The sequence below is a fragment of the Kitasatospora sp. NPDC018619 genome, from assembly GCF_044391605.1.
GTDB lineage: Bacteria > Actinomycetota > Actinomycetes > Streptomycetales > Streptomycetaceae > Kitasatospora.
This window is the reverse complement of record NZ_JBISAI010000028.1, coordinates 2,835-29,733: the sequence shown is the minus strand read 5'-3', so window position 1 is coordinate 29,733 and position 26,899 is coordinate 2,835. Positions and strand designations below refer to the sequence as shown.

Annotated in this window: 21 protein-coding genes; 9 read left to right on the top strand and 12 right to left on the bottom strand. The window is 75.3% G+C overall.

Annotated elements, in window-relative coordinates; all coding sequences use genetic code 11:
• Positions 1 to 438: 438 nt before the first annotated feature.
• The 5 genes from ACH5AR_RS30980 to ACH5AR_RS30960 form a co-directional block, all read right to left on the bottom strand.
• Entirely contained in the window at positions 439 to 1,302 is an 864-nt protein-coding gene (locus tag ACH5AR_RS30980; protein WP_396304845.1) for a biotin-dependent carboxyltransferase family protein, read from the bottom strand.
• 12 nt (positions 1,303 to 1,314) lie between these two features.
• On the bottom strand, positions 1,315 to 1,941 hold the full coding sequence (pxpB, locus tag ACH5AR_RS30975) for a 5-oxoprolinase subunit PxpB (protein ID WP_396304844.1): 627 nt from the start codon (positions 1,939 to 1,941) through the stop codon (positions 1,315 to 1,317).
• Positions 1,938 to 2,702, bottom strand: a complete 765-nt coding sequence (locus tag ACH5AR_RS30970; RefSeq protein ID WP_396304892.1) for a LamB/YcsF family protein — start codon at positions 2,700 to 2,702, stop codon at positions 1,938 to 1,940. Before ACH5AR_RS30970 ends, pxpB begins: the two co-directional genes overlap by 4 nt.
• A 100-nt stretch (positions 2,703 to 2,802) precedes the next feature.
• Positions 2,803 to 3,327 carry a hypothetical protein gene (locus ACH5AR_RS30965; RefSeq protein ID WP_396304843.1) on the bottom strand — a complete coding sequence of 175 codons (525 nt, stop codon included), beginning with the start codon at positions 3,325 to 3,327 and terminating at the stop codon, positions 2,803 to 2,805.
• Between the two features lie 175 nt (positions 3,328 to 3,502).
• Positions 3,503 to 4,558, bottom strand: coding sequence for an IPT/TIG domain-containing protein (locus ACH5AR_RS30960; RefSeq protein WP_396304842.1), 1,056 nt, complete (start codon positions 4,556 to 4,558; stop codon positions 3,503 to 3,505).
• A 185-nt stretch (positions 4,559 to 4,743) separates the two neighbouring features.
• On the opposite strand from ACH5AR_RS30960, the gene ACH5AR_RS30955 reads away from it, so the two are divergent.
• From ACH5AR_RS30955 to ACH5AR_RS30940, 4 genes are all read left to right on the top strand, one after another.
• Positions 4,744 to 6,282, top strand: a complete 1,539-nt coding sequence (locus tag ACH5AR_RS30955) for a hypothetical protein (RefSeq protein ID WP_396304841.1) — start codon at positions 4,744 to 4,746, stop codon at positions 6,280 to 6,282.
• A 79-nt stretch (positions 6,283 to 6,361) separates the two neighbouring features.
• Entirely contained in the window at positions 6,362 to 7,237 is an 876-nt protein-coding gene (locus ACH5AR_RS30950) for a hypothetical protein (RefSeq protein WP_396304840.1), read from the top strand.
• 122 nt (positions 7,238 to 7,359) lie between these two features.
• A complete protein-coding gene (locus ACH5AR_RS30945) occupies positions 7,360 to 11,922 on the top strand; it encodes a hypothetical protein (RefSeq protein ID WP_396304839.1) in 4,563 nt (1,520 codons plus the stop codon).
• Positions 11,923 to 11,941: 19 nt separating this feature from the next.
• Entirely contained in the window at positions 11,942 to 12,709 is a 768-nt protein-coding gene (locus tag ACH5AR_RS30940) for a metallophosphoesterase (RefSeq protein ID WP_396304838.1), read from the top strand.
• Between the two features lie 12 nt (positions 12,710 to 12,721).
• Here ACH5AR_RS30940 and ACH5AR_RS30935 read toward each other — a convergent pair whose 3' ends face one another.
• Both ACH5AR_RS30935 and ACH5AR_RS30930 read right to left on the bottom strand, forming a co-directional pair.
• Positions 12,722 to 13,240 carry a hypothetical protein gene (locus ACH5AR_RS30935; protein WP_396304837.1) on the bottom strand — a complete coding sequence of 173 codons (519 nt, stop codon included), beginning with the start codon at positions 13,238 to 13,240 and terminating at the stop codon, positions 12,722 to 12,724.
• A gap of 177 nt (positions 13,241 to 13,417) precedes the next feature.
• Complete coding sequence (locus tag ACH5AR_RS30930; RefSeq protein ID WP_396304836.1) at positions 13,418 to 14,113, bottom strand: FadR/GntR family transcriptional regulator; 696 nt, start codon at positions 14,111 to 14,113, stop codon at positions 13,418 to 13,420.
• Between the two features lie 150 nt (positions 14,114 to 14,263).
• On the opposite strand from ACH5AR_RS30930, the gene ACH5AR_RS30925 reads away from it, so the two are divergent.
• Both ACH5AR_RS30925 and ACH5AR_RS30920 read left to right on the top strand, forming a co-directional pair.
• Complete coding sequence (locus ACH5AR_RS30925) at positions 14,264 to 14,818, top strand: gluconokinase (protein ID WP_396304835.1); 555 nt, start codon at positions 14,264 to 14,266, stop codon at positions 14,816 to 14,818.
• 2 nt (positions 14,819 to 14,820) lie between these two features.
• Complete coding sequence (locus tag ACH5AR_RS30920) at positions 14,821 to 16,209, top strand: GntP family permease (protein ID WP_396304891.1); 1,389 nt, start codon at positions 14,821 to 14,823, stop codon at positions 16,207 to 16,209.
• A 346-nt stretch (positions 16,210 to 16,555) separates the two neighbouring features.
• On the opposite strand, the gene ACH5AR_RS30915 is transcribed toward ACH5AR_RS30920, so the two are convergent.
• From ACH5AR_RS30915 to mmuM, 5 genes are all read right to left on the bottom strand, one after another.
• Complete coding sequence (locus ACH5AR_RS30915) at positions 16,556 to 18,151, bottom strand: FAD-dependent oxidoreductase (protein WP_396304834.1); 1,596 nt, start codon at positions 18,149 to 18,151, stop codon at positions 16,556 to 16,558.
• A gap of 173 nt (positions 18,152 to 18,324) precedes the next feature.
• Positions 18,325 to 19,845, bottom strand: a complete 1,521-nt coding sequence (gene glpK, locus ACH5AR_RS30910) for a glycerol kinase GlpK (RefSeq protein WP_396304833.1) — start codon at positions 19,843 to 19,845, stop codon at positions 18,325 to 18,327.
• 98 nt (positions 19,846 to 19,943) lie between these two features.
• The gene (locus ACH5AR_RS30905; protein ID WP_396304832.1) at positions 19,944 to 20,663 is read right to left on the bottom strand and encodes an MIP/aquaporin family protein; all 720 of its coding nucleotides are present in this window, start codon (positions 20,661 to 20,663) and stop codon (positions 19,944 to 19,946) included.
• 325 nt (positions 20,664 to 20,988) lie between these two features.
• Entirely contained in the window at positions 20,989 to 21,753 is a 765-nt protein-coding gene (locus ACH5AR_RS30900; protein WP_396304831.1) for an IclR family transcriptional regulator, read from the bottom strand.
• 173 nt (positions 21,754 to 21,926) lie between these two features.
• The gene (gene mmuM, locus ACH5AR_RS30895; protein WP_396304830.1) at positions 21,927 to 22,871 is read right to left on the bottom strand and encodes a homocysteine S-methyltransferase; all 945 of its coding nucleotides are present in this window, start codon (positions 22,869 to 22,871) and stop codon (positions 21,927 to 21,929) included.
• Between the two features lie 178 nt (positions 22,872 to 23,049).
• Between mmuM and ACH5AR_RS30890 the strand changes: the two genes are divergently transcribed.
• From ACH5AR_RS30890 to ACH5AR_RS30880, 3 genes are read left to right on the top strand one after another with little or no spacing between them, the layout of a single operon-like run.
• Positions 23,050 to 23,955, top strand: a complete 906-nt coding sequence (locus ACH5AR_RS30890; protein ID WP_396304829.1) for an NUDIX hydrolase — start codon at positions 23,050 to 23,052, stop codon at positions 23,953 to 23,955.
• Positions 23,956 to 24,006: 51 nt separating this feature from the next.
• The gene (locus tag ACH5AR_RS30885) at positions 24,007 to 24,573 is read left to right on the top strand and encodes an NUDIX domain-containing protein (RefSeq protein WP_396304828.1); all 567 of its coding nucleotides are present in this window, start codon (positions 24,007 to 24,009) and stop codon (positions 24,571 to 24,573) included.
• A gap of 51 nt (positions 24,574 to 24,624) precedes the next feature.
• The gene (locus ACH5AR_RS30880; RefSeq protein ID WP_396304827.1) at positions 24,625 to 26,766 is read left to right on the top strand and encodes an acetoacetate--CoA ligase; all 2,142 of its coding nucleotides are present in this window, start codon (positions 24,625 to 24,627) and stop codon (positions 26,764 to 26,766) included.
• Positions 26,767 to 26,899 lie beyond the last annotated feature (133 nt).

Below are 26,899 nucleotides of genomic sequence, written 5' to 3'. Positions count from 1 at the left end.
TGAGTCTCCGGGCCGGCCCGGTGCTGCCCGGGCGCGGGCCGCGGGCGCTGCGGCCGTGCGAAAGCTCCGGCTGGGGGCGAGGAGACGGCCGGTGGCCAGGGTCGGGGCTTCCGTGGCGCCAGAGGCGTGCCTCGCCCGGCCGACCTCCCGTTCCAGTGGGCGAGTTGCTCCACCGACCGCCTGCTGCCCGGGGGCGCACGGCGGCACCATGCCGGCCTGCTTCCGGGCGGCGGCCGGGAGCGGGGCGGGGCGACGACCCCGAGCCGCCGTTCGGCCACCCGGGGCGGGGCTGCCGCCGGGTCGACCCGGTGCCGTCGGGTGTCCGGGCGGCGAGTCGGCGGCGGTTCCGGACGTCCGCCTGGGCCTGAGGCCGCGCTCCGGCCCACCGTGCTTTCGCCGAGCGGCTGTCGGGCTTCGCGCCCGGGCTCCGCGGAGCGCTCAGTGCCCGCGCAGGACCACGAAGCGCACCGGGGTCCCCGGTCGGGCCTGCGCGGCGGCCGCGAGGTCGGCGGGCGGCACGACGCCGACCACCGGGTAGCCGCCGGTCGTCGGGTGGTCGGCCAGGAACACCACCGGCTGCCCGTCCGGCGGGATCTGCACCGCCCCCAACACCATGCCCTCGCTGGGGAGTTCGCCGTCACGGGCGCGTGCCACCGGCGGCCCCTCGGTGCGCAGCCCGACCCGGTTGCCGGCGGGGGAGACGAGGTACCGGTCGCGGCCGAGGCGCTCCACCGCCTCCGGGGTGAACCAGTCGGCGCGCGGCCCCAGCCGCAACCGCAGCACCAGCTCGGTGGGGGGAGCGGGCAGCGGCACCAGCGCGGGCCGGGCACGGTACGGCGGCGGGTCGCCCACCGGTAGCCGGTCCCCGGCGGCGAGCGGGGCCGGGCCGAGCCCGGAGAGCAGGTCAGCCGACCGGCTGCCGAGCACCGGCGGGACGGTGATCCCGCCCGCCACCGCCAGGTAGCCGCGCACCCCGGCCGTCGCCGCCCCCACCTCGATCAGCGCGCCGGCCGGTACCGCGACCGCCGCGCCCCACGCGGCCGGGCGGCCGTCCACCCGGACGGGCGAGGGCGCGCCGGTGACGGCGACCAGCACCGCCCCGCCGGCCCGCAGCGCGACCCCGCCGAGCGTGGTCTCCAGCCCGGCCGCCCCCGGCCCGTTGCCGACCAGCCGGTTGGCCGCCCGCAGCGCGGGCTCGTCCAGCGCCCCGGCCCGGGGCACCCCGAGGTGGGCCACCCCGCGCCGCCCGAGGTCCTGGACCGTGGTCAGCGGGCCCGGGCGCTCCACCACCAGCTCGTTCAACTCCGCCTCCCCTCAGGCGCGTTCCACCGTGAACCGGACCCGGACGCCCGGGGCCAGCAGGGCCGGGGGCTCCCGGTCGGCGTCCCACAGGGCGAGCGCCGTGCGGCCGACCAACTGCCAGCCGCCGGGGGAGGGGTGGGGGTAGACGCCGGTGTACGGGCCGGCCAGGGCGACCGAGCCGGCCGGGACGGAGCTGCGCGGGGTGCCCCGGCGCGGCACCTCGTACCGCTCCGGGAGACCGGTGAGGTAGCCGAAGCCCGGGGCGAAGCCGCAGAACGCGACGACGTACTCGGGCTCGGTGTGGATCCGGACGGCGGCCTCCTCGGACACCCCCCACAGCGCGGCGACCTCGGCCAGGTCGGCGCCGTCGTACACGGTGGGGACCCGGACCAGCGCCCCGCGCGCCGCCCCGGCCGCCGGGGGCCGGGCGGTGCGCAGCAGCGCCGCCACCGCGTCGACGTCCGCGACGCCGTCCAGCAGCAGGGTGCGCGCGGCCGGCACCAGTTCCTCCACCGGGCCGAGCGCCCCCGCCTCCCGGCGCTCGCTCAGCCAGCCGTACAGCGCGGCCACCTCGGCCGTTCCGGGCAGCTCGACCAGCAGGGCCCGCTCGCCGACCCGCCGCACCGCCCCCGGCGTCACGTGAAGGCCTCCACCCGGACGCCGGCGGAGGCCAGGGCGCCGCGGATGCGCCAGGCGAGCTGGGCGGCGCCGGGGGTGTCGCCGTGGACGCAGAGCGAACGGGCCTCGACGGGGATCCGTTCGCCCCCGGCCGCCTCCACCGTGCCGTCCCGGGCGATGCCGACGGCGCGGGTGATCACCGACTCGGGGTCGTGCACCACCGCGTCCGGCTCCCGGCGCGGCACGAGGGTGCCGGTGCGGGTGTACGCGCGGTCGGCGAAGGCCTCGGCGACCACCGGGAGCCCGACGCCCTCGGCCACCTCCAGCAGCAGCGAGCCGGGCAGGCCCAGCACGGGCAGCGGGCCGTCGCAGACCGCGCCCGCCCGCAGGACGCCGGCCACCACGGCCTCGGCCTGCTCGGAGTCGCCGACCACCCGGTTGTAGAGGGCGCCGTGCGGCTTGACGTAGGAGACCCTGGACCCGGCCGCGCGGGCGAACACCTGGAGGGCGCCGATCTGGTAGGCGATCTCGTCGGCGAGCTCCTCCGGGGGCACGTCCATCGCGCGGCGGCCGAATCCGGCCAGGTCGCGGTAGGAGACCTGGGCACCGATCCGGACGCCGCGCTCGGCGGCCAGCGCGCAGACCCGGCGCATCGTCGACGGGTCCCCGGCGTGGAACCCGCAGGCGACGTTGGCGCTGGTCACCACGGACAGCAGCGCCTCGTCGTCGGTCAGGGTCCAGCGCCCGAACCCCTCACCGAGGTCCGCATTGAGATCGATCACCGCATCGGCCACGCCCGTCCGCCTCCCAGCAGCTGTTGAGCCAGATGGTAGGGCCTGCGGATGAAGGCCGTTGCCCGTGACCCGCACGGACCGCGCGCGTTCAGCCGGTGGTCGCCGGTCCCCGGTAGCGGTGCTCCAACGGGCGCAGCGCCCGCAGCACGACCAGCAGCGGGACGACGCCGAAGACCCCGAACGACATGTCGACGAATCGCCACGCCAGCGGTATCCCCCGCAGCGGCCCGCAGATCAGCGCCAGCGGGACGACGGCCCCGCAGGCGAGCACCGCCCAGCGGATCACCCAGATGTTGCGGACCGGGTCCTTGAGCGGCCCCCAGAAGGCGGCGGCGATCACCAGGTGGGCGAAGGCCAGCCAGTCGGTGCCGTAGGCCAGGAAGGGGTAGCGGGCGTTGGTCTCGACGAGGCCGGTGTGGGCCCGTCGGAGCCATGCCGTGGCGGCGGGGAGGTGCTCGGCCAGCGGGGCGGCCGGGCCGGTGGCGAGGTCGACCAGCCAGCGGGTCTCGGTCTCCAGGGGGAAGGCGGTGAGGCCGCTGAGCACCAGGCCGACCAGGAAGAGCCGCAGCCACCGTCGGACCTTGCGAAGGATGACCGTCGGGTCGTCGTCCATCTCGCCCACCTCCGTGCCGAGCACGCCGAACTGCGGGCGGGCCGTGTCCCGCCTGCGCGGAACCGACTCTAGACCGATATTTTGAACATGTTCAACTCGCTGTCCGCGGCGGGCCGGGACGCAGCGGTGCCCGGGCTGCGCGGAACCCGGGCACCGCTGCGGGGCGGGGCGGCCGTCAGGCCGTGTAGGTGTACGCCGCCGGCGCGCTCGTCCCGCCCGCCGTGGTGACGGTGACGTCCACCGGCCCCGGGCCGGCGGCTGCCGGGGCCGTGGCGGTGCAGGCGGACGGACCGCAGGAGACGTGGGTGGCCGGCACCCCGCCGAAGGCCACCGACCCGTACGTCAGGTCGCTGCCGGACAGGTACACCCGGGTGCCGCCGGCGGCCGGGCCGGAGGCGGGGGACAGGCCGCTGACCACCGGTGCGGCCGGGGCCGGCGGCGGGGCGCCGGTGTAGTCGAAGGCGCCCGGCGCCACGGCCGTGCCGCCGGGCGTCACCACGCTGACCGGGGCGCTGCCCGTGCCGCCCGGGGTGGTCACCGTGCAGGCGGTGTCGGTGCAGCGGCCGGGGGCCGGGACGCCGCCGACCAGCACCATGCCGTCGGCCAGGCCGCTGCCGCTGACGGTCACCGCGGTGCCGCCGGTGCCCGGGCCGGTGGCGGTGTCGAGGCCGGTGACGGCGGGGGCGGGGCGGACCGCCGCCGGCGGCCGGCTCCCGCTGCCGAGGTCGTAGCCGGCGACGTGCCCGGTCGGGTCGGTGTCGTTCGGGTTGGCGACGGTCGCGGTGATCACGCCGACGACCGGCACGCCGGGCGTGGTGGCCAGGTTGAGCTTCATGAAGTTGTAGCTCCCGACCGGCCGGGTGGCGGTGAACACGGCCTCCAGGTGGCGGTGGTCGGGGGAGAGGGCGGTGGTGAAGGTGTAGTCCTGCGGCGTGGGGAAGAACATCGCACCGTCGGTGGTGACGCCGGGCGGCAGGTCGAGGGTGATGTGCGTCGGCCCGGTCAGGTCCGCGGTGCCGGACACGGTCCAGCCCACCGACATGGTGCCGGTGGTGAAGAACCCGCCGGGGTAGTTCCCGTTCTGGGACACGGTCACGTGCTGGGCGGAGGCCGCCGGGGTGCCGGCCGGAGCGGCAGTGGCGGTCGCGGCGGGGGCGAGGACGGCGCCGGCGGCGAGGGTGGTCACGGACAGCGCGGTGGCGAGGCCCGCTGTGGCCAGTCGGGTGATCATGGGTCGATCATCACCGAACCGACGCGCCGCCCCCACGGTTTTCTCGAATGCCGGTTCGGGAATGGCGGAATCCCGTCGAAACCGTGTTCCCGACCCACCGCCCGCACCGCCGCCCACCTGCCGCCGCACCCGCCCGCAAGGTCCGTTTCGGTCGATGTCGGTGCGAACCTCTAATCTTGTCCCCCGTGACCGCCATCGCAGACCCGTCCACCGAGCCCGGCCTCCGCCCGCCCGCCGTCCCGGCCGCCGCGCGCCCCGCGCCCGGTCCCGCCGCCGACGAGGGCCTGGCCCGCCGGCTCAAGGCGCTGGCCTGCACCGCCCCGCTGCACGACCTGGACAACCGCAAGGTCAACCTGGCCGGCGAGTACGGCGGCTACGCGATGGCCGAGGTCGGCCTCGCCGCGATCGACCTGGTCACCCTGCACATGGACTTCGACACCGGCGCCGACCGCGAGATAGTGCTCGCCCGGATGCTGCCCCGGGTCGCCGCCCAGGCCGTCGGCCGCCCCGCCGCCGAGCACGAGCGGGTCGCCCGCTGGGTGCTGGAGTCGCTGATCAACGTCGGCAGCGTGGACCGCGGCTTCCGCGCCGTCTACGGCACCTTCGGCGCGGACGGCGCGTACGTCCGCCGCGACTACGACTTCAAGCTGATCGAGGAGGTGCCCGGCCCCGACGGCGGCGTCTACCTGCGCACCACCGACGAGGCGGTCAACGTCCTGGTCGGCGCGCTCGACACCGACGTCACTTCGGCCCAGATCGCCGCCGAGGTCAAGCTGGAGGTGCTGATCCGCCGCGGCCGCCTGGCCGACGCACAGCTCGCCGCCGAGCAGGCCCGCTACCGCACCGTCCAGTACGCCGAGACGCTGCGCCGGGCCCTGGACGCCACCCGCCGCAACGTCCGCGCCGTCGACTGGATGCGCGCCGTCCCCGACCTCATCGAGGAGGCGCTGGACCACATCGCGGACCGCTACCGGCACGAGAACGCCATTCTCACCAACATCCGCAAGGCCCGCGACGAGGCCGAGGAGCCGGAGCACAAGCGCCGCGCCGCCGAGCTGGTCGACATCGTCAAGGACTGCATCCGCCGCCACACCCAGCTCCAGACCCGCCTGCTGGAGGCCGGCCCGCTGTTCCGCGCCGAGCAGGACCGGCAGGCCTTCGCGGCCCCCGGCGCCCGCAGCGGCATCGACCTCTACGGGCAGCTGCTCGCCCCCGTGCTGCGGCTGCCGATAGAACAGGCCGTCCGCCCCACCGGCGCGTTCTTCGCCCGCGGCGCCGGACTGCGCACCCCGGTCTCGGTCCGGGTCGCCGACCTCGTCGACCTGCTGCTCACCCCGCCGGTCGAGCGCGAGCACCTCGGCGCCGAGCTCCCCGACCCGGACCTGGTCGCCACCCCGGACGACAGCCGCTTCTCCGAGGCCCAGCTGGAGGCCGCGATGCTGCTGCTCGACCTGCCCCCGGACGCCCCCCGCCGGCTCTCCGGCCTGCTCGCGGACGCCCGCAAGCAGGACCCGGACCTCCCGTACCTGGTCGCCCTGCTCGCCGTGCACGCCGCCAGCCCGCCGGTCGGCACCGCCTACCGCCAGGGCGAGGAGCGGCTGCTGTTCGCCGTGGACGACGGCACCCCGCTGCGCGACCGGGAGTTCGGCGGCGCCGACCTGATCGTCGGCAGCGCCCTGCTCGACGCGGCCGGCATGGCCGCCGACCGCAAGGACGCCGGCTGACCGGCCGGGCGCACCCCGCCGAGCCGGGACCGACCTTGACGAACCGTAACCACCGCACCACCCCCGAGGAGCACCGCCCGTGACGACCCACCACGACACGTCCTGGGCGGCCGACACCGAGCCCGCGGCCCCGGCGCCGATCACCCCGGCCGACGTCGCGGACGCCGCCCGCCTGGTCTCCTTCGGCCTCCAGGCCAAGCTGCTGCCCGCCCGCGACGCCGAGTACGCCGAACTGGTGCGCCGCCACCGCGAGGACCCGCCGTTCGCCCGGCTCGCCGACGCCATCGCCACCGGCATGGGCCTGGTCGTCCTGGAGGTCTCCCCGCGGGCCGGCATGGCCGTGGCCGCCGCCGAGGACTCGCTGTTCGCGGTCCGGATGGGCGACTACTCGCGCCGCGCCGCCTCGGAGTCCACCGACCGCTTCCTGCACGGCCTCGCCCACCTGGCCGTCGCCGCGATGGCCTTCCCGCGCCCCGAGGACCTCGCCGACGACGGCTACCTCGGCCGGATCACCGTCAACGGCGTCGACTCCTTCGTCCGCCAGGCCTGCCGCCGCCTGGAGGAGCAGGCCGACGCCGAGGGCGCCAACACCGACCCGGCCTCCGACGCCCCCGGGCTGGAGGCCGCCTGGCGGGTGTGGGCCCGGCGCACCGCCACCGGCGCCACCAAGGACGCCCGCCGGCTCTCCGGCTCCACCATCGGCATCGTCGCCAAGGCCGTGCTGTTCCTCGTCGACTCCGGCTTCCTGCAGAAGGTCTCCGACGACTCCGGCGGCACCTACCGCACCACCGCCCGCTACCAGCTCCAGGTGCGCGACCTCGCGGGCAGCGCGGCCATGGCCGAACTGCTCGACCTCGGCATCGTCCCGGTCTCCGACGGCACCGCCAGCCTGCTGCCGCCGGACACCGGCGACGAACTGGTCGCCGACGCGGGGCTGCCGTTCCACTCGCTCTGAGCCCCCGAGCCCGGCGCCCGGAGCCCACCCGCTCCGGGCCCACCGGGCCGGCCGCGGTCCACCCGCCCCGCGCCGGCCCGCCGCCCACCCTCACGCCCGCAAGCCACGGAGAACCGCCGCACATGTACGAGCTCAACCGGGTCCGCCTCTACTCGATCGGACCGGCCGGCGCCCGCTACGCCGACACGGTGCTCGACCTGCGCGGCGTCGGCGAGCCGGTCGCCGACCCGGCCCCGCAGCAGATCGGCCTGTTCGGCGAGGACGCCGACGGCCCGGTCCGCCGTCCCGCCCCGGCCGGCGTGCTCTTCCTGGAGAACGGCGGCGGCAAGTCCGTCCTGCTCAAGCTGATCTTCTCGGTCATGCTCCCCGGCCACCGCAACACCCTCGGCGGCGCCAGCTCCGGCGTGCTGCGCAAGTTCCTGCTCGCCGACGACTGCGGCCACGTCGCCCTGGAGTGGCAGCACACCGTCACCGGCGAACTGATCGTGGTCGGCAAGGTCAGCGAGTGGCGCGGCCGCCAGGTCTCCTCCGACCCGCGCAAGTTCGCCGAGACCTGGTACTCCTTCCGCCCCGGCCCCGGACTGACCCTCGACTCGCTGCCGGTCGCCGAACGGGTCAGCCTGGCCGGCGACCAGAAGGCCCGCGGCCGCCGCCGCACCATGAAGGGCTTCCGCGACGCCCTCACCGAGGCCGGCAAGGCCCACCCGCACCTCGACCTGGTCTTCGAGGACGGCCACGACCGCTGGACCGAGCACCTCGGCGAACTCGGCCTCGACCCCGAACTCTTCCGCTATCAGCGCGAGATGAACGCCGACGAGGGCGAGGCGGCCGGCCTCTTCGCGGTCAAGCACGACAGCGACTTCACCGACCTCCTGCTGCGCGCCGTCACCGACACCCGGGACACCGACGGCCTCGCCGACCTCGTGCACGGCTTCGCCGCCAAGCTCGGCCGCCGCGCCGAACTCACCGCCGAACGCGACTTCACCGCGGGCTCGTTGGAGCTGCTGGAGCGCATCGCCGAAGCCACCACCGCCCGCGAGGCCGTCCGCGAGGCCCACCGCACCGCCGAGCGCCGCACCCGCCGCCTGGCCCACGCCCTCGCCTCCCGCGCCACCGCCGAACGCGACCGCGCCCAGGACCTCGCCATCGAGGTCGCCGCCGCCGCGGGCGCCGTCACCGCGGCCGAGGCCGACCGCACCCGGCACAGCCTGATCACCGACGAACTCACCTACCGGCACGCCACGTTGAGCCTCACCGCGGCCACCGCCGAGGCCGCCGCGCTGCGCCGCGAACTCATCGACGCCCGCACCCTGCACTCCGCCTGGCAGGCCGCCGAGGCCGTCCTGCGCCAGCGCGCCGCCGCCGACCGGGTCGCCCGGGTCGCCGCCGCCATCCGCGAGGCCGAGCTCGACGCCGCCCCCGCCCTGGCCGCCCGCGCCCGCGCCGCGACCGCCCTGGCCCGCGCCCTGGAGGCCGCCGCCGCGGCCGCCGAGGCCCGCGCCGACACCGAGGAGGAGCGCGCGGGCGAACTCCAGCAGGACGGCGGCAAGGCGCAGACCGACGCCACCGAGGCCGCCACCGCCGCCCAGAAGGCCCGCAGCGAGGCCGAGCACCTGCGCCAGCGCCTCGCCGAGGTCGAGCAGGAGACCGAGGCCGCCGTCGCGGCCGGCTTCATCGACGCCGACGGCGACGTGGACCCGGCCCGCGCCGCGCTGCACGCCGCCGACGTCGAGAAGTCCGCCTCCGCCGCGCTCGCCCAGGCCCGTACGGCCGCCGAGTCCGCCGCCGTCCGGCTGCGCGAGGCCGCCGCCGCCACCTCGCGCGCCGAACTCGCCGCCGAACGGGCCGGCGACGCCCGCAAGGACGCCGCCCGCGCCCTCGCCGCCGAGCAGCGCACCGCCGCCCTGCTCGCCACCGAGGAGCGCCTCGCCGACCTGCTCTCCCTGACGCCGTACCAGGAGGGGGCCGAGGAGGACGCCGGCTTCCTCACCCCCGCCGTGCTCGACCGCAACGCCGAGTACCTGCGGGAACTGCTCGACGAGTCCATCGCCACCGCCGAACGCACCCTCTTCGAGCTGCGCACCGCGGCCGCCGACGACTCCCGCATCCTCGCCGCCCTCGGCGACGGCGGCCTGCTGCCGCCCGGCCCGGACGTGCTCGCCACCGTCGAGTACCTCGCCGAGCACGGCATCCCGGCCCTGCCCGGCTGGCGCTACCTCGCCCAGTCCGTCGACCCGGCCGACCACGAGGCGATCCTCGCCGCCCGCCCCGAGCTGGTCGACGGCGTCGTCGTCACCGACCCGTCCTCGCTGGAGCGCGCCCGCGAGGCCCTGCAGGCCGCCGCCCTGCTGCCGCGCTCCACCGTGGCCGTCGGCGCCGCCGCCTCGCTGATCGCCCCGATCACCGACGAGCCCGCCTTCTTCCTCGTCCCGCCGAACCCGGCCATGCACGACGAGTCCGCCGCCGACGGCGAGCGCCGTGAGCTGCGCGCCCGGGCGAGCGCCCGCGAGGAGCACATCCGCGAACTGGCCGGCCGCCTCGGCGCCGACCGCGCCCTCGCCGCCCGCCTCGCCTCCTGGCACGCCAGCTGCCCGCCCGGCACCCTCGCCGAACTCGCCGCCGCCGCCGAGGCCGCCCGCGAGCACGCCGAGCAGGCCGCCGCCGCCCTGGCCACCCTGCGCGCCGACCACGACGAGGCCGAGACCGACCACGCCGCGGCCGCCGCCGCCCACGAGGAGCACCGCGAGGCCGCCCAGCGCGCCCGCCGCCGCGCCGACGCCCTCTCCGGCCTCGCCTTCCGGCTGCGCGAACGCGGCACCTGGGCCCGCCGCCAGCGCGAACTCGCCGAGGACGCCGCCGAGTGCGACCGCCGCCAGGCGCTGTGCGCCGAGCGCGCCCGCACCTGCGACGAGGACCGCCGCGCCGCCCAGCGCGCCGCGGACGACGCCCGCCGCACCGCCCGCGCGCTGCGCGCCGAACGCGCCGAGATCCCCGCCGCCGAGCAGGCCGACGAGCCCGCCGACGCGGCCCCCGCCGCCCTGCCCGCCCTGCGCGAGGCCTACCGCGCCGCCTCCCAGCTGTACGAGAAGGTCGGCGTCGGCGCCGACCTGCGCGCCGAACAGGCCCGCGCCGAGGGCGACGAGGCCGCGGCCGCGGCCGAACTCGACCGCCTCACCAACAAGGTGCGCACCCGCGCCGAGGAGCTCCTCGGCAGCCCCGACGGCGCCGACGGCCCGGCCCGCCAGGCCGCCGCCGCCCGCGCCGAGGAACTGGTCGCCACCATCGAGGCCCGCTCCGCCGCGGCCAGCGAGCAGCTCGGCCGCCTGCGCGGCGAGGCCGAACGCTCGGCCCCCGCCGACGGCGAGGCGCACACCGAGCTGCCCGAGGACCTCGTCCCCACCGACCCGGAGCACGCCCAGGCCCTGCTGCGCACCGCCACCAGCCGCCTGGCCGAGCGCCGCGAGGCCCTGGACGCCGCCCGCACCGCCCACGCCGACCTCCAGCGCACCTTCGACACCGCCCAGGCCTCCGCCGCCGACTTCGACGAGCTGGCCGGCCAGCTGCGCGACGGCCTGCGCGACCACCAGGAGGACCCGGACGACCCGGTCGAGCCGTACCTGGGCTCGCTCGCCGACGCCCGCACCGGCGCGGCCGAGGCCCGCCGCTCGCTGCGCACCGCCGCCGGCGAGCTGTCCTCCTCCGAACTCGCCGTCCGCGACGCCGCCGACGCCCTCGTCCGGCACGCCAACGCGGCCCGCTACGAGGCCGTCCGCACCCCCGCCCGCCAGCAGATCCGCGAGCTGCCCGCCTCCGCGCTGCCCGAGCACGCCGCCGCCTGGGCCGCCGCCTTCGCGCCCCGGCTGCGGGTGCTCACCGACGAGCTCGCCCAGTTGGAGAAGAACCGCGGCTCGATCGTGGACCGGCTGCGCGGCCTGGTCGAGTCCTCGCTCACCACCCTGCGCGCCGCCCAGCGGCTGTCCCGGCTGCCCGAGGGCCTGGGGGAGTGGTCCGGCCAGGAGTTCCTCCGGATCCGCTTCGAGGACCCGGACCACGCCACCCTGGTCGAGCGCCTGGGCGAGGTCATCGACGAGGCCACCCGCGCCGCCGTCAGGAAGAACAGCGACCTGCGCCGCGACGGCATGTCGCTGCTGCTGCGCGGGGTCGCCGCCGCGATCGGCCCCAAGGGCGTCAGTGTCGAGATCCTCAAGCCGGACGCGGTGCTGCGCGCCGAGCGGGTCGGCGTCGGCCAGATGTCCGACGTGTTCTCCGGCGGCCAGCTGCTCACCGCGGCCATCGCGTTGTACTGCACGATGGCCGCGCTGCGCGCCAACGACCGCGGCCAGTCCCAGCTGCGGCACGCCGGCACGCTGTTCCTGGACAACCCGATCGGCCGCGCCAACGCCACCTACCTGCTGGAGCTCCAGCGGGCGGTGGCCGACGCACTCGGCGTCCAGCTGATCTACACCACCGGCCTGTTCGACACCACCGCGCTCGCCGAGTTCCCGCTGGTGATCCGGCTGCGCAACGACGCCGACCTGCGGGCCGGCCTCAAGTACATCTCGGTCGAGGAGCACCTGCGCCCGGGCCTGCCCGCCGCCCCGGACCCGGACGGCCCGGCCATCCACGGCGAGATCACCGCCACCAGGATGTTCAAGCGTCCTGCGGAGGTGCCGGCCCAGGGCTGAACTCGTTAGCGTGGCACCCATGCTGACGATCGCTCACCTCAGTGACATCCACCTCGGCCAGGTCCACCGTGGGGACGGCGGCAAGCGGGCCCGGCGGCGGGCCGAGCAGGTGATGGCGTACCTCGACGCCCTGCCCGGCCCGCTGGACGCGGTGCTGGTCACCGGCGACCTCGCCGACCACGGCCTGCCCCAGGAGTACCGGCAGGCCGTGGAGGTGCTGTCCTCCCGGCACCCGGTGCTCACCTGCCCGGGCAACCACGACGCCCGGGCGCCCTACCGGGAGGTGCTGCTGGGGGAGGCGCCGGGGGAGGGGCCGGTCAACCGGCTGCACCGGCTGCCCGGCGCCGACGTGCTGATGCTCGACTCCTCGATACCCGGGCGGCACGACGGCCTGCTGGACGACCGGACGCTGGACTGGCTGGAGGCACAACTCGCCGAGGGCCGTGCCGAGTTGCCCGCGCTGGTGGCCTTCCACCACCCGCCGGTGGAACTGCACCTGCCGAAGGTCGACGCGATCCGGCAGTCCGGCGGGGTGCGGCTGGCCCGGGTGCTGCGCCGCCACCCCCGGGTCGCCGCCCTGTTCTGCGGCCACGCCCACACTTCCGCGGCCGGCACCTTCGCCGGCCTGCCGCTGCTGGTCTCGCCCGGCGTGGTCTCCACCGTCACGCTGCCCTGTGAGGGCGGGCCCGGCATCTCCTTCGACCACCCGCCGATGCTGGCCTTCCACGTGCTGGACGGGGAGCGCCGGCTCACCAGCCACTACCGGGCGCTGCCGCTCCGGGACTGACCGCCCGCGGACTCACGGGTGGTGGGGCCGCACCCGGGCCTGGCGCGGCTGCTGCTGCGGGGGCTGGTACGGCGGCTGGTACGGAGCCTGGTGGCGCGGCGGGTACGGAGCCTGCTGCGGCCGGGCCTGCGGCGGCTGGGGCCCGGGCCCGTACGCCTGCGGCCGGGGCTGCGGCTGGGGCGCCTCGTACGGCTGCCGGTACACCGAGGGCTGCCCGGACCGGGGGAGCGGCCGGGCGGCCGGCGGCCCGGCGGGCGCCCGGCTGCCGGCCATCGGATGGGCGGCGCCCGGTGCCCGCATCCGCTGGGCCGCGACCTGGCGGGAGATCAGGATCTCCAGCAGGCACCACATGGTCCCGAACACCCCGAGCCCCATCGCCAGCAGCGCGGGGGTCAGCAGCCAACTGCCCGCGTACGAGGCCAGGGTCGCGACCACGACGCCCACCAGGGTGAAGGACAGGCAGAGCACGGCCCGGACTGCGGCGGCGCGCACCTCGTCGGGCAGGCGGCGACGGCGGCGTGGCACGGACATCGAGCGACCCCCAGGCGCGTGACGCGTGTTCGGCGGAGCAGGTGAAGCATACGGAACGGGCGCACACGAAACGCGCTCCTCCGGCACACTCTGCCCCACCGAACCAGGACCATGCGTCCGAATCCGCCGAACTGCCGCCAAACCGTGTCATCAGGGAGGGCCGCGGCCCCGGCGGCCTCAGTCCAGCTGGAGGTCGAGCTCCTCCAAGGCACCGGTCACGATCGTCCGCATCGCCTGCTCGGCGTGGACGGCGTCCTTGGCGCAGATCGCCTCCGCGACCTCGCGGTGCAGCCGGATCGCGTACGGCTCCGGCTGATGGGGCATCAGGTGGTACTCGGTGCGGCCGGTGAGTACGGCGGCGACGGTGCCCCCGAGGTGGGCGAACATCTCGTTGCCGGAGGCGCGCAGCACCAGGGAGTGGAAGGCGATGTCGTGCCTGAGGAAGGCGGTCAGGTCGGCGGCCCGCGCGGTGACCGTCAGATCCACGGCCAGTGAGCTGAGTTCGCGCCGGTCGTCGTCGCTCGCGTGGGTGGCGGCGAGCGCGGCCGCGGCCGGTTCGACGGCCACCCGCAGCGAGCCGAGCGAGCGCAGCTGGGCGGGCCGGTCCGCGCCGGCCAGGCGCCAGCGGATCACCATCGGGTCGAAGACGTCCCAGAGCGACTTCGGCTGCACGGTGATCCCGACCCGTCGCCGGGAGGCCACCATGCGCATCCCCTCCAGGATCCGCACCGCCTCCCGGACCACCGTCCGGGAGACCCCGAACCGGTGCTCCAGCTCCTCGCCGCGCAGCACCGCCCCCTCGGGGACCTCCCCCGACGCGATCGCCGGCCCGAGCTCGTCGAGCAGCCGCCCGGTCAGTCCCTGGATCTCCATCCGACCAGCCTAGACGCCCGCCCCGCGAGCGTCCGAAGCACCCTGCGACCCAGACCACACCGCAAAAGTATGACGATTTGGTTTCCGCCACTTGAATACGTCATATCTTTGAGGCGATAGTGGCGGCCAGGAAACGAAGGAGCACCACCCATGGCTCTCAGCGTCGAGAACCACGACCTTCCGAAGACCCCCCTCACCGTCGTGGTGATGGGCGTCTCGGGCGTCGGCAAGACCACCCTGGCCCGCCTGCTGGCCGACCGCCTCGCCCTCCCCTTCGCGGAGGCGGACGACTTCCACCCGGCGGAGAACATCGCCAAGATGTCCGCCGGCACCCCGCTGGACGACCAGGACCGCGCCCCCTGGCTGCGCGCCATCGGCGCCTGGCTGAAGGAGCGGGCCGAGGCCGGCACCGGCGGTGTGGTCACCTGTTCGGCGCTGAAGCACCGCTACCGCGACACCCTGCGCGCTGCCTGCCCGGGCGCCTTCTTCCTGCACCTCAGCGGTGGCCACGAGCTGGTCGAGGACCGGCTCAACCACCGCACCGGCCACTTCATGCCGTCGTCGCTGCTCGACTCCCAGTACGCCGCCCTGGAACCGCTGGCGGCGGACGAGCGCGGCGGCGTCCTGGACGTCGGCCCGTCCCCCGAAGAACTCGTCGAGATGGCCGTGGCGCTGCTGCGGCCCGTCAATGGAGACCTCGCGTGAGCATTGCCCCCACTCTGCTGGCGGCCGCCCCACCGGCCCTGCCGCACACCAGCAGCGACTCCCAGCTGCTGATCGCGGTGCTGCTCAGCATCGGTGCGATCGTCGTACTGATCACCAAGCTGAAGCTGCACCCGTTCCTCGCCCTCACGCTCGGCTCCGGTCTGCTGGCCGCCGTCGCGGGTGCCCCCTTCGACAAGCTGCTCAGCAGCTTCTCCACGGGCTTCGGCTCCACCGTCGCCAGCGTCGGTCTGCTGATCGGCCTCGGTGCGATGCTCGGCAAGCTGCTCGCCGACTCCGGTGGCGCCAACATCATCGCCGACACCGTCCTGTCCCGCACCGGCAACAGGGCGCTGCCCTGGGCGATGGCGCTGATCGCGGCGGTGCTCGGTCTGCCGCTGTTCTTCGAGGTCGGCGTCGTCCTGCTGATCCCGATCGTGCTGCTGGTCGCCCGCCGCGGCAACGTCCCGCTGATGCGGGTCGGCATCCCGGCGCTGGCGGGCCTGTCGGTGCTGCACGGCCTGGTGCCCCCGCACCCGGGCCCGCTGGTCGCCGTCGACGCGCTGAAGGCCGACCTCGGCATCACCCTGGCGCTCGGCCTGCTGATCGCCGTCCCGACCCTGGTCATCGCCGGCCCGCTGTTCGCGCGGCTCGCCGAGCGCTGGGTCGGCCCGCTGGAGATCCCGGCCGCCACCGCCCCCGAGGAGACGGCCAAGCACGACCGCACCCCCTCCTTCGGGGCGGTGATGGCCACCATCCTGCTGCCCGTCGTGCTGATGCTCGGCAAGGCGCTGGCGGACGTGGTGATCGACAACCCGAAGGCGCTGGGCCAGCGGGTGTTCGACTTCGTGGGCTCCCCGCTGATCGCGCTGCTCGCCGCGACCCTCCTCGGCATGGCGACCCTCGGCAAGGCGGCCGGCTTCGACCGGGCCCGGATCTCCGACACCGTCGGCAAGTCCCTCGGGCCGATCGCCGGCATCGTGTTCATCGTCGGCGCGGGCGGCGGCTTCAAGCAGACCCTGATCGACGTGGGCGTCGGCAACGCGGTCAGCGAGTGGTCCGGCAAGTGGCACATCTCCGCGCTGCTGCTGGGCTGGCTGATCGCCGTGCTGATCCGCCTGGCCACCGGCTCGGCGACGGTCGCCACCATCACCGCGGCCGGCATCGTCTCCCCGCTCGCGGCGAACATGTCCTCGACCCACGCGGCCCTGCTGGTGCTCGCGATCGGCGCGGGCTCGCTGTTCCTGTCGCACGTCAACGACGCCGGCTTCTGGCTGGTGAAGGAGTACTTCGGGATGAGCGTCGGGCAGACGCTGAAGTCCTGGTCGGTGATGGAGACGGTGATCTCGGTGGTCGCCATCGCCCTGATCATGCCGCTCAGCCTGATCGTCTAGCGCCCTGAGCGCGACGCCGAGGGGCGGCACCCGTGACCGTACGGGTGCCGCCCCTCGGCGTTTCCGGCAGCCCGGCCGGTACGCCCGTCCGTACCCGCCGCGGGCCCCGGCGGTGCGGCGCTCCCTCCCGGGCCGCCAGGACCGCCGTCGCGCCGCCCGTACGGCGTTCGCACCCGGGCGCCCGTACCGAGCAGCCCCCCGAGGCGGGACGCGGGCCCCGCGGTGCGCGAAACGGCGGGCGGGCGCCCGGGGGACTCCCGGACGCCCGCCCGCCGTCGGCGGTGTGGCCGCTCCGCGCGCTGCGCGAGGCTGTGCCTACTTGTTTCCGCGCTGCGCGAGGCTGTGCCTACTTGTTTCCGCGCTTCGCGAGGAAGGCCTCGACCTCGGCCTTGACCTCCGGCGTGTCCAGCCCCCGCACGGTCATCGTGGTGCGGCGGCGCAGCACGTCGTCCGCGGTGTACGCCCACTCGTTGTCCGCCGCGTACGCGACCTGCGCCCAGACGTCCGGGCCGTCCTCGTGGATCGGCCGGCCGAGCTCCGGGTTCTCGTCGATCATGCGGGCGATGTCGAAGGACAGCGTGCCGTAGTGGCTGGCCAGGTGCTTGGCCACCAGCGGCTCCATCCGGGAGCCCGGCTCGCGGTCGATCAGCAGGCGGTGCGCCACCGCGTTCGGCGCGCCGACGCCCGGCAGCGGGACGGTCGGGGCGATCGGCGACATGTCCTCGCCGAGGCTGGTGCCGGGCACGTGGGCCAGCTTCTCCAGCACGGTGCGGCCGATGTGCCGGTAGGTGGTCCACTTGCCGCCGGAGACCGACAGCATGCCGCCGCGGCCCTCGGTGACGACCGTCTCGCGCTTGGCGGCGGCGGTGTCGCCCGGGCCGCCGGGCAGCACCCGCAGGCCGGCGAAGGAGTAGGTGATCAGGTCGCGGTCGAGGTGCTCGTCGCGGATCGCGTGCGCGGCCTCGCCCATGATCTGGTCGATGTCCGCGTCCGTGGCCCGGACGTCCTTCGGGTCGCCGGTGTACTCCTCGTCGGTGGTGCCGAGCAGGACGTGGTCCTCCCACGGGATGGCGAAGGAGACGCGGTACTTGTCGATCGGGATGGTCAGCGCGGCGCGCCACGGCGAGCGGCGCTTGACGACCACGTGGGCGCCCTTGGAGAGGCGGATCGACGGCGCGGCGCCGGCGTCCTCCATCTTGCGCAGGTGGTCCACCCACGGGCCGGTGGCGTTCAGCACCAGGCGGGCGTCGATGCCGAACTCGCTGCCGTCCAGGCGGTCGCGGATCTCGGCGCCGGTGACCCGGCCGCCGGTGAAGCGCAGCCCGGTGACCTCGGCGTGGTTGAGCACGACGGCGCCGGCGTCGACGGCGGCGCGCACGGTCATCACGGCGACGCGCGAGTCGTTCATCTGGTGGTCGCCGTAGACGGCCACCGAGCGCAGGCCCTCGGTGCGCAGCGCGGGCACCTGCTGGGCGGCGTGGGCGGCGGTGGAGACCCGGCCCATGCCGTCGCGGAAGGCGGACAGCGCCGAGTACAGGAAGACGCCGGCGCCGAGCTTGGCGGCGCCGTGCGGGCCGCCCTTGTAGACCGGGACGAAGAAGGTCAGCGGGTTGACCAGGTGCGGGGCCACGTCGGTGGAGAGCGCGCGACGCTCCTTGTGGTTCTCCGCGACCAGCTTGACGGCGCCGGTCTGCAGGTAGCGCAGACCGCCGTGGACGAGCTTGGAGGAGGCGCTGGAGGTGGCGCCGGCGAAGTCGCCGGCGTCGACCATGGCGACCTTCAGGCCGGCCTGGGACGCGGTCCAGGCGACGGCGGTGCCGAGGATGCCGCCTCCGATCACCAGCAGGTCGTAGGTGGCCTTGCCGAGCAGTTCACGGGTCTCGGCGCGGGAAGCGGTGCGGCCGGCGGTGCGCTCGGCGCCCAGGGTCGGGATGGTTGCCATGGTGGTTGTGTACGGCGCGCGGGTCGGGCGGCGCCGTTACTCCTCTCGGGTGCGGTGCGGTCCCTGCGGGAGGGCCCGGTCGGCCCGGTGCGGCGGGCCGGTGAAACAGGTGTCACCCGCTGCCGGAACAGCGGGTGGCCGACCGGGGCACGGGGCCCCGACCGGCTTGTCGGTCAGTTGTTCTCTTCCTCCTCCACCCAGCCCATGGTGCGCTCCACGGCCTTGAGCCACTTCTTGTACTCGCGCTCCCGGGTGGCCTCGTCCATGCGCGGGGTCCACTCGGCGGCGCGGTGCCAGTTGGCCCGCAGGGTGTCGAGGTCGTTCCAGAAGCCGACGGCGAGTCCGGCCGCGTAGGCGGCGCCGAGGGCGGTGGTCTCGGCCACGTAGGGGCGCTCGACCGGGGCGTCCAGGACGTCGGCGATGTTCTGCATGAGCAGGTTGTTGCTGGTCATGCCGCCGTCGACCTTGAGGGCGGTGAGCTCGACCCCGGAGTCCTTCTGCATGGCGTCGACGACCTCGCGGGTCTGCCAGGCGGTGGCCTCCAGGACGGCCCGGGCCAGGTGGCCCTTGGTGACGTACCGGGTCAGACCGGCGATCACACCGCGGGCGTCGGAGCGCCAGTACGGGGCGAACAGGCCGGAGAAGGCCGGGACGAAGTAGGCACCGCCGTTGTCCTCGACGGTGTTGGCGAGGGTCTCGATCTCGGCGGCGGTGGAGATGATGCCGAGCTGGTCGCGCAGCCACTGGACGAGCGAGCCGGTGACGGCGATCGAGCCCTCCAGGGCGTACACCGGGGCCTGGTCGCCGATCCGGTAGCCGACGGTGGTCAGCAGACCGTGGTACGAGTTGACGACCTTCTCGCCGGTGTTCAGCAGGAGGAAGGTGCCGGTGCCGTAGGTGGACTTGGCCTCGCCCTCGTCGAAGCAGGTCTGGCCGAACAGTGCGGCCTGCTGGTCGCCGAGCGCGGAGGCGACCGGGACGCCGGCCAGGTCGCCGACGGCCTCGCCGTACACCTCGGCGGAGGAGCGGATCTCCGGCAGGACGGCCATCGGCACGCCCATCGACTCGGCGATCTTGTCGTCCCACTGGAGGGTGCGCAGGTTCATCAGCATGGTGCGGCTGGCGTTGGTGACGTCCGTGACGTGCTTGCCGCCGTCGACACCGCCGGTGAGGTTCCAGATCACCCAGGTGTCCATGGTGCCGAACAGGATGTCGCCGGCCTCGGCGCGCTCGCGCAGGCCCTCGACGTTGTCCAGCAGCCAGCGGATCTTCGGGCCCGCGAAGTAGCTGGCCAGGGGGAGGCCGGTCTCGCGGCGGAAGCGGTCCTGGCCGACGTTGCGGCCGAGCTCGCGGCAGAGCGCCTCCGTGCGGGTGTCCTGCCAGACCAGCGCGTTGTGCACCGGCTCGCCGGTGTTCCGGTCCCACAGGACGGTGGTCTCGCGCTGGTTGGTGATGCCGATCGCGCGGATGTCGTCCTTGGTCAGGCCGGCCTTCTCCAGCGCGCCGCGGACGACCGACTGCACCCGGGTCCAGATCTCGGCGGCGTCGTGCTCGACGTAGCCGGGCTGGGGGAAGATCTGCCGGTGCTCCTGCTGGTCGACGGCGACGATCCGGCCGTCGGCGCCGAAGATGATGCAGCGGCTGGAGGTGGTGCCCTGGTCGATCGCGGCGATGTAGTTACCGGTGGAGGTCATGGGGAGGGTCCTCGGCTCGGGTTCGGGGGATACGGGGTGGGTGGGCCTGACGCGTCCGTTCGGTCAGTCCCCGTGGGTGGCGGGGGCGAACCCGTCCGCTAGAAAACGGCGTTGTAGACGCCGCCGGCCGCGAGGCCGCCCAGGATCGGGCCGACGACCGGGATCCAGGCGTACGACCAGTCGGAGCTGCCCTTGTTCGGGATCGGCAGCAGGGCGTGGGCGATGCGCGGGCCGAGGTCACGGGCCGGGTTGATCGCGTAGCCGGTCGGGCCGCCCAGCGAGAGGCCGATGCCGACGACGGTGAAGGCGACCATCAGGGTGCTGGTGCCGGACTGGGTGAGGCCCGCGTTGGTGCCGATGGTGAGGATCGCGAAGCAGAGCACGAAGGTGCCGATGACCTCGGTGATCACGTTCTGGAGCGGGTTCCGGATCTCCGGGCCGGTCGAGAAGATGCCGAGGGTGGGCTCCTGGTTCGCGTTGAACTGGCCCAGGTAGGCGGCCCAGACCAGGACGGCACCGATGATCGCGCCGAGCAGCTGGGAGCCGAGGTAGAGCGGCACCTGGCCCCACTCGCCGCTCTTGACCGCGAGCGCGACGGTGACGGCCGGGTTCAGGTGGGCACCGGACTTCGGGGCCGACATGTAGGCGGCGATGAGGACCGCGAATCCCCAGCCGAAGGTGATCGCCAGCCAGCCGGCGTTGACGGCCTTCGACTTCTTGAGGGTCACGGCGGCGCAGACGCCACCGCCGAGGAGTATCAGGGCGGCGGTGCCGAGGGTTTCGCCGACGAAGACGTCGCCGTTGGAGAACGCGGACACAAAGACTCCCTTGTCCATATGGCCCGGAGGGTGAGTGGGGGCAGGCGGCCGGTCGATCGCTGTGCGGGTGAGCGCACTGTGGGAGTGATCTCTCCGGCCATCGTTCGACAATGTCGACCGTCATGCGGAAGCTTCCTCCCCAGGTCGGCCCCGCGTCAAGGCGGGGTTACGGAGCTGTGACCTCACCTCGCCGGGTCCGTCGACGTTACCGAGCGGAGCGCCCCGAACCGGGACAAAACGCCAGAGGCGCGGACAGGCCTCTCGCCCGTCCGCGCCTCAGAGTGACGAATCGACGGCCCTCCGCGAGCCCTCCGTGGACCGGTGCTCAGAACCGCCCGGCGCCCAGGTCGCGGGAGATCGCCCGCGCCGCGCTGCGCACCGAGGCCACCAGCGAGGGCTTCACGAAGCCGTCCTCGCAGACCCGCTCGACCGCCCCGCTGATGCACACCGCGCCCACCGGGTTGCGCCGCCGGTCCTGGATCAGCGCGCCGATCGAGGCCACGCCCTCCCAGGTCTCCTCGATCGAGTCCGCCCAGCCGCGCTCCCGGACCAGTGCGCACTCGGCGTCCACGTCGGCCGCCCCGGTCAGCGTCCGCACGGTGTAGGACTCGTACGGGCCCTCGCCCAACTCCCCGCGGGCGACGGGGTCGTAGGCCATCAGCACCTTGCCCATCGCGGTGCTGTGCAGCGGCTGCATCGAGCCCACCTCCAGCACTTGCCGGGTGTCGTCCGGCCGGAACACGTGGTGCACGATCAGCACGCCCTGCTGGTGCAGCACCCCCAGGTAGACCGTCTCCCCGGCCGCCCGGGCCAGGTCGTCCGCCCACACCAGCGCCCGCGCCCGCAGCTCGTGCACGTCCAGGTAGCTCTGCCCCAGCCGCAGCAGCTCGGCGCCCAGCTGGTACTTGCCGGTCTCCGGGTCCTGCTCGACGAAGCCCTCCTGCTGGAGCGTGCGCAGGATGCCGTGCGCGGTGCCCTTGGCCAGGTCCAACGCGGTCGCGACCTCGGAAAGGCCCAGCCGGCGTTCGCCGCCGGCCAGCAGGCGCATGATCGCGGCGGCCCGGGAGAGCGACTGGATCGGGCCGGGCATGGGTACCTCCGCTGACAGGCGGTCGACAATGTCGACCGAAGTGGTGACGGGACGAGTCTGCCAGGCCGCCCCGACTCCGTGCACCTTCCCCCCGGGTAACCCGCCCTCCGCCCTCCGTTCACGCGCCTCGCGCGCCCCGCCCCGCGGCCGGTGCGCCCCGCGGGGCCGGGCGCTCAGCCCGCCGCCCCCGCGCGCTGCGCCCGCAGCACCGTCATCTCCGCCGCCAGCGCCGCGATCCCGTCCGTCCCGACCCGGCAGCAGCCGCCCACCAGCCGGGCGCCGTCCGCCAGCCAGCCGCCCACCCGGGCCGAACGGAAGGTCGGGCCGCCGCGCCAGTCCCGGCGGTCCGCGTCCCAGCTCTCCCCGCTGTTCGGATAGACCACCACCGGCTTCCCGGTCACCTCGGCGGCCACCGCCACCGCCCGGTCGGCGTCCTGCGGCGTACAGCAGTTCACGCCCACCGCGACCACCTCGTCCACACCGGCCGCGAGCGCGAAGGCCTCCGCCAGCGGCTGCCCCGCCCTGGTCCGGTCGCCCTCGACGCTGTACGACAGCCAGGCCGGCACCCCCAGCCCGCGCACCAGTGCCAGCAGCGCCCGCGCCTCGTCCGCGTCCGGCACCGTCTCCAGCGCCAGCACGTCGGGCCGGGCCGCCGCCAGCACCTCCAGCCGCGGCCGGTGGAAGTCCGCCAGCTCCGCGACGCTCAGCCCGTACCGGCCCCGGTACTCCGAACCGTCCGCCAGCACCGCCCCGTACGGGCCCACCGAGGCCGCCACCCAGCGCCGCCGCCCGCCCGGCTCCGCCCGCGCCGCCTCCCGGGCCAGCGCCACGCTGCTCGCCAGCAGCCGCGCGGCCTGCGCCCGGCCGACGCCCCGGCGGGCGAAGCCCTCGAAGCTCGCCTGGTAGCTCGCGGTTATCGCGACGTCCGCGCCCGCCGCGAAGTACGCCCGGTGCGCCGCCACCACCGCCTGCGGGTCGTCCGCCAGCAGCCGCGCCGACCACAGCGCGTCCGAGAGGTCGTGCCCGTCCGCCGCCAACTGGTTCGACAGCCCGCCGTCGAGCACCAGCGGACCGGCGGCCAGCGCGGCGGCGAAGTCCGGCGGGGGAGCAGTGGGCATGACGGCCTCCTCGGCAGAGTTCCTGGTCACAGCCTAGAGGGGAGGCCGCCGGGCGAGCAGGAAAACCATTTGCCGCAGAGGAACGCGATCGCTACGTTGTGCTCATCCCGAGAAGAACGAGTACCGGCGCGGCAGCCCCGCGGTCCCGGCCGCCACGGACACGGAGAGGAGCCCGGCGATGGCAGCGGACGAGCAGCCGCACCCCACCGGGCCCGCAGCCGAGGCCCAGTGGCTCGCCGCGTACGACCCGCGCGCCTACACCCCCGTCGCCGTCACCGTGGACGTCGTCGCCCTGACCCTGCGCCACGGCGCCCTGCACGTCCTGCTCGTCGAACGCGGCGCCCCGCCCCAGCAGGGCCGCTGGGCCCTGCCCGGCGGCTTCCTGCGCGCCGGCGAGGAGGGCCCCGACGAGGCCGCCGTCCGCGAGCTCGCCGAGGAGACGGGCCTCCAGGGCGCCTCCGGGGCCGAGGACAGGCTCTGCCGCCTCCACCTCGAACAGCTCGGCACGTACGGCGCCCCCGAGCGGGACCCACGGATGCACGTCGTCTCCGTCGCCTACCTCGCCTTCGCCCCCGACCTGCCCGACCCCCGGGCCGGGACGGACGCCGCGGCCGCCGCCTGGCACCCCGTCTCCGACCTGGACCTCCGGCCCTGCGGCCGGTCCCGAGCCGCCGGTGCGCCCGCCGACACCCACGGGGGTGGCGTCGACGGGCGCGCCGGCCCCGGCCCGCTCGCGCTGGCCTTCGACCACGCCCGGATCCTCGCCGACGGCCTCGACCGGGTGCGCGCCAAGCTCGAGTACAGCCCGCTGGCCACCGCCTTCCTGCCGGACGGCTTCACCATCCCCGAGCTGCGCGCCGTCTACGAGGCCGTCTGGGGCGAGAAGCTCCACCCCGGCAACTTCCACCGCAAGGTGCTGTCCGTGCCCGGCTTCGTCGAGGGCACCGGCACCACCACCGAGCGCGGCGGCGCCCGCGGCGGCCCGCGCGCCCGCACCTACCGCGCCGGCGGCGCCCGCCTGCTGCACCCCGCCCTGCTCCGCCCCACCCGCGAGGGCCCGGCCGAGGCCGCCGGCCCGCCCTGAGGGCCCGTCGCCCCCGGCCGCCCCGCAGCCCGACCGGGCTACCATCCGGCCATGACCACTGACGAAGCGACGACCACCGACGAGGCGCCCCGAACCGCCCACCGGCCCTTCTCGCACTGCCACTTCTGCGGCACGCCCTACCCGCCCGACACCCTCGCCTGGCCCCGCACCTGCCCCGGCTGCGCCGAGATCAGCTACCGCAACCCGCTGCCCGTCGCGGTCACCGTCCTGCCCGTCACCCGCCCCGACGCCGACCCCGCGCTGGTCGTCATCCGCCGCACCATCGAACCCGGCTACGGCGAACTCGCCTTCCCCGGCGGCTACATGGACTACGGCGAGAGCTGGCAGCAGGCCTGCGTGCGCGAACTCCAGGAGGAGACCGGCATCACCGCAGACCCGGCCGACGTCACCCTGATCCACACCTCCTCCGACCCGGCCGGCCGCTTCGTGATGCTCTGCGGGCTGCTCCCGGCCCGCCCGCTCGCCGACCTCCCGCCCTCGCTCCCCACCGACGAGACCGACGGCTGGCTGCTCGCCACCGCCGAGACCCCGCTGGTCTGGGACTTCCACAACGGCGTCCTGCGCCGCTGGTTCAACGGCGAGTTCACCCCCCGCTGACCCCGCTCCCGCCCCACCGGCCGACCCTGGCGCGGCGGGCGATCACATGGCATGGTCTGCACCGACAGCCCAACCGGACGGGTCTGCCACGAGCCTCCCGTCCCCTCCACCGGCCGGGAGACCACCACCGTGAGCACCCCACCGCAGGACCAGCCGCTCTGGCGCCCCAACCCCGCCCGCGCCGCCGCCACCCCCCTCGTGGCCTTCCAGGCCTGGGCCGCCGAACACCACGGCGCCCCGGCCGCCCCGCTCGCCCCGGCCGCCGACGACCGGCAGGCCGCCGAGCGCTACGCCGCCCTGCACGCCTGGTCCACCGAGGACCTCGACCGGTTCTGGACCGCGGTCACCCAGTGGTTCGACGTCCGCTTCAGCCAGGCCCCCGACGCCGTCCTCGCCGACCCCCGGATGCCCGACGCCGTCCTCGCCGACGGCACCCGGACCGGCTCGCAGTGGTTCCCCGGCGCCCGCCTCAACTACGCCGAACACGTCCTGCGCCACTCCGAGGACCCGGCCAACGCCGACCGGCCCGCCATCCTCCACGCCGACGAGACGGGCGGCGCCCCGGCCGCCACCACCTGGGCCGAGCTGCGCCGCCAGGTCCTCGCCCTCGCCACGGCCCTGCGCGCCCAGGGCGTCGGCCCCCACGACCGGGTCGCCGCCTACCTGCCCAACATCCCGCAGGCCGTCGTCGCGCTCCTCGCCACCAACGCCGTCGGCGCCGTCTGGACCTCCTGCGCCCCCGACTTCGGCGCCCGCAGCGTCCTCGACCGCTTCCAGCAGCTCGAACCGGACGTCCTGATCGCCGTCGACGGCTACCACTACGGCGGCAAGGCCCACGACCGCACCGAGGTCGTCGCCGAGCTGCGCCGCGAACTGCCCTCGCTGCGCACCGTCGTCCACGTCCCGCTGCTCGGCGGCCCGGCCCCCGAAGGCGCCCTCGCCTGGGACGACCTGGTCTCCGGCCCGGCCGACGCGGCCGACGGCACGGCCGGGTTCGCCCAGCTCCCGTTCGACCACCCGCTCTGGGTGCTCTACTCCTCCGGCACCACCGGACTGCCCAAGCCGATCGTCCAGAGCCAGGGCGGCATCCTGGTCGAGCACCTCAAGCAGGTCGGCCTCCATCTCGGCCTCGGCCCGCAGGACCGGTTCTTCTGGTTCACCTCGACCGGCTGGATGATGTGGAACTTCCTGGTCGCCGGCCTGCTGGTCGGCTCCACGATCGTCACCTACGACGGCAGCCCCGGCCACCCCGACCCCGGCGCCCTCTGGACGGTCGCCGCCCGCACCGGTACCACCGTCTTCGGCACCTCCGCCGCCTACATCGGCGCCGGCCGCAAGGCCGGGCTCCACCCCGGCCGCGACCTCGACCTCTCCGCCGTCCGCTGCATCGGCACCACCGGCTCCCCGCTCCCGCCCGACGGCTTCCGCTGGATCTACGAGGAGGTCAGCCGGGACGTCTGGCTCGCCTCCGTCAGCGGCGGCACCGACGTCTGCTCCTGCTTCGTCGGCGGCGTCCCGACCCTCCCGGTCCACGTCGGCGAGATCCAGGCCCCCTGCCTCGGCGCCGCCGTCGAGTCCTGGGACGTCCAGGGCCACCCGCACACCGACACCGTCGGCGAGCTCGTCGTCACCAAGCCCCTCCCGTCCATGCCCACGGGCTTCTGGAACGACGAGGACGGCACCCGCTTCCACGACAGCTACTTCGACATGTACCCCGGCGTCTGGCGCCACGGCGACTGGATCACCGTCACCTCCCGGGGCACCGTCGTCATCCACGGCCGCTCCGACTCCACCCTCAACCGCCAGGGCGTGCGGATGGGCTCCTCGGACATCTACGAGGTCGTCGAACGCCTCCCGGAGATCGCCGAGTCCCTGGTCATCGGCCTGGAGGAGCCCGACGGCGGCTACTGGATGCCGCTGTTCGTCGTGCTCGCCCCCGGCGCCGAGCTGACCGACGAGCTGACCGGCCGCATCCGCACCGCGCTGCGCACCGAGCTGTCCCCGCGCCACGTGCCCGACGAGGTGATCGCCGTCCGCGGCCTGCCGCACACCCTCACCGGCAAGCGGATCGAGGTCCCGGTCAAGCGCATCCTCTCCGGCACCCCGCTGGAGCAGGCCGTCAACCCCGGCTCCGTGGACCGGATCGAGCACCTGCGCTTCTTCGAGCAGCTCCGCCTCGACCGCCGGGCCTGACCGCCCCCGGGCACGGGGGGGGGGGGGGGGCCCCCCCCCGGCGGGGGGGGGGGCCCGCCCCGGGGGGGGGGGCGAACACCCCACCACCAAAATGGAGGCCGGGCCCCCCCCCACCCCAGCGGCCGGAGGCGCC

What these genes read in the sequence shown, in the direction of transcription:
- ACH5AR_RS30930 (WP_396304836.1), bottom strand. Translation starts at nt 14,113, where the DNA reads ATGGAGATCCAGGGACTGACCGGGCGGCTGCTCGACGAGCTCGGGCCG.
- ACH5AR_RS30965 (WP_396304843.1), bottom strand. Translation starts at nt 3,327, where the DNA reads ATGGACGACGACCCGACGGTCATCCTTCGCAAGGTCCGACGGTGGCTG.
- ACH5AR_RS30940 (WP_396304838.1), top strand. Translation starts at nt 11,942, where the DNA reads ATGCTGACGATCGCTCACCTCAGTGACATCCACCTCGGCCAGGTCCAC.
- ACH5AR_RS30960 (WP_396304842.1), bottom strand. Translation starts at nt 4,558, where the DNA reads ATGATCACCCGACTGGCCACAGCGGGCCTCGCCACCGCGCTGTCCGTG.
- ACH5AR_RS30885 (WP_396304828.1), top strand. Translation starts at nt 24,007, where the DNA reads ATGACCACTGACGAAGCGACGACCACCGACGAGGCGCCCCGAACCGCC.
- glpK (WP_396304833.1), bottom strand. Translation starts at nt 19,845, where the DNA reads ATGACCTCCACCGGTAACTACATCGCCGCGATCGACCAGGGCACCACC.
- ACH5AR_RS30890 (WP_396304829.1), top strand. Translation starts at nt 23,050, where the DNA reads ATGGCAGCGGACGAGCAGCCGCACCCCACCGGGCCCGCAGCCGAGGCC.
- ACH5AR_RS30915 (WP_396304834.1), bottom strand. Translation starts at nt 18,151, where the DNA reads ATGGCAACCATCCCGACCCTGGGCGCCGAGCGCACCGCCGGCCGCACC.
- ACH5AR_RS30945 (WP_396304839.1), top strand. Translation starts at nt 7,360, where the DNA reads ATGTACGAGCTCAACCGGGTCCGCCTCTACTCGATCGGACCGGCCGGC.
- ACH5AR_RS30935 (WP_396304837.1), bottom strand. Translation starts at nt 13,240, where the DNA reads ATGTCCGTGCCACGCCGCCGTCGCCGCCTGCCCGACGAGGTGCGCGCC.
- mmuM (WP_396304830.1), bottom strand. Translation starts at nt 22,871, where the DNA reads ATGCCCACTGCTCCCCCGCCGGACTTCGCCGCCGCGCTGGCCGCCGGT.
- ACH5AR_RS30880 (WP_396304827.1), top strand. Translation starts at nt 24,625, where the DNA reads ATGGTCTGCACCGACAGCCCAACCGGACGGGTCTGCCACGAGCCTCCC.
- ACH5AR_RS30900 (WP_396304831.1), bottom strand. Translation starts at nt 21,753, where the DNA reads ATGCCCGGCCCGATCCAGTCGCTCTCCCGGGCCGCCGCGATCATGCGC.
- ACH5AR_RS30925 (WP_396304835.1), top strand. Translation starts at nt 14,264, where the DNA reads ATGGCTCTCAGCGTCGAGAACCACGACCTTCCGAAGACCCCCCTCACC.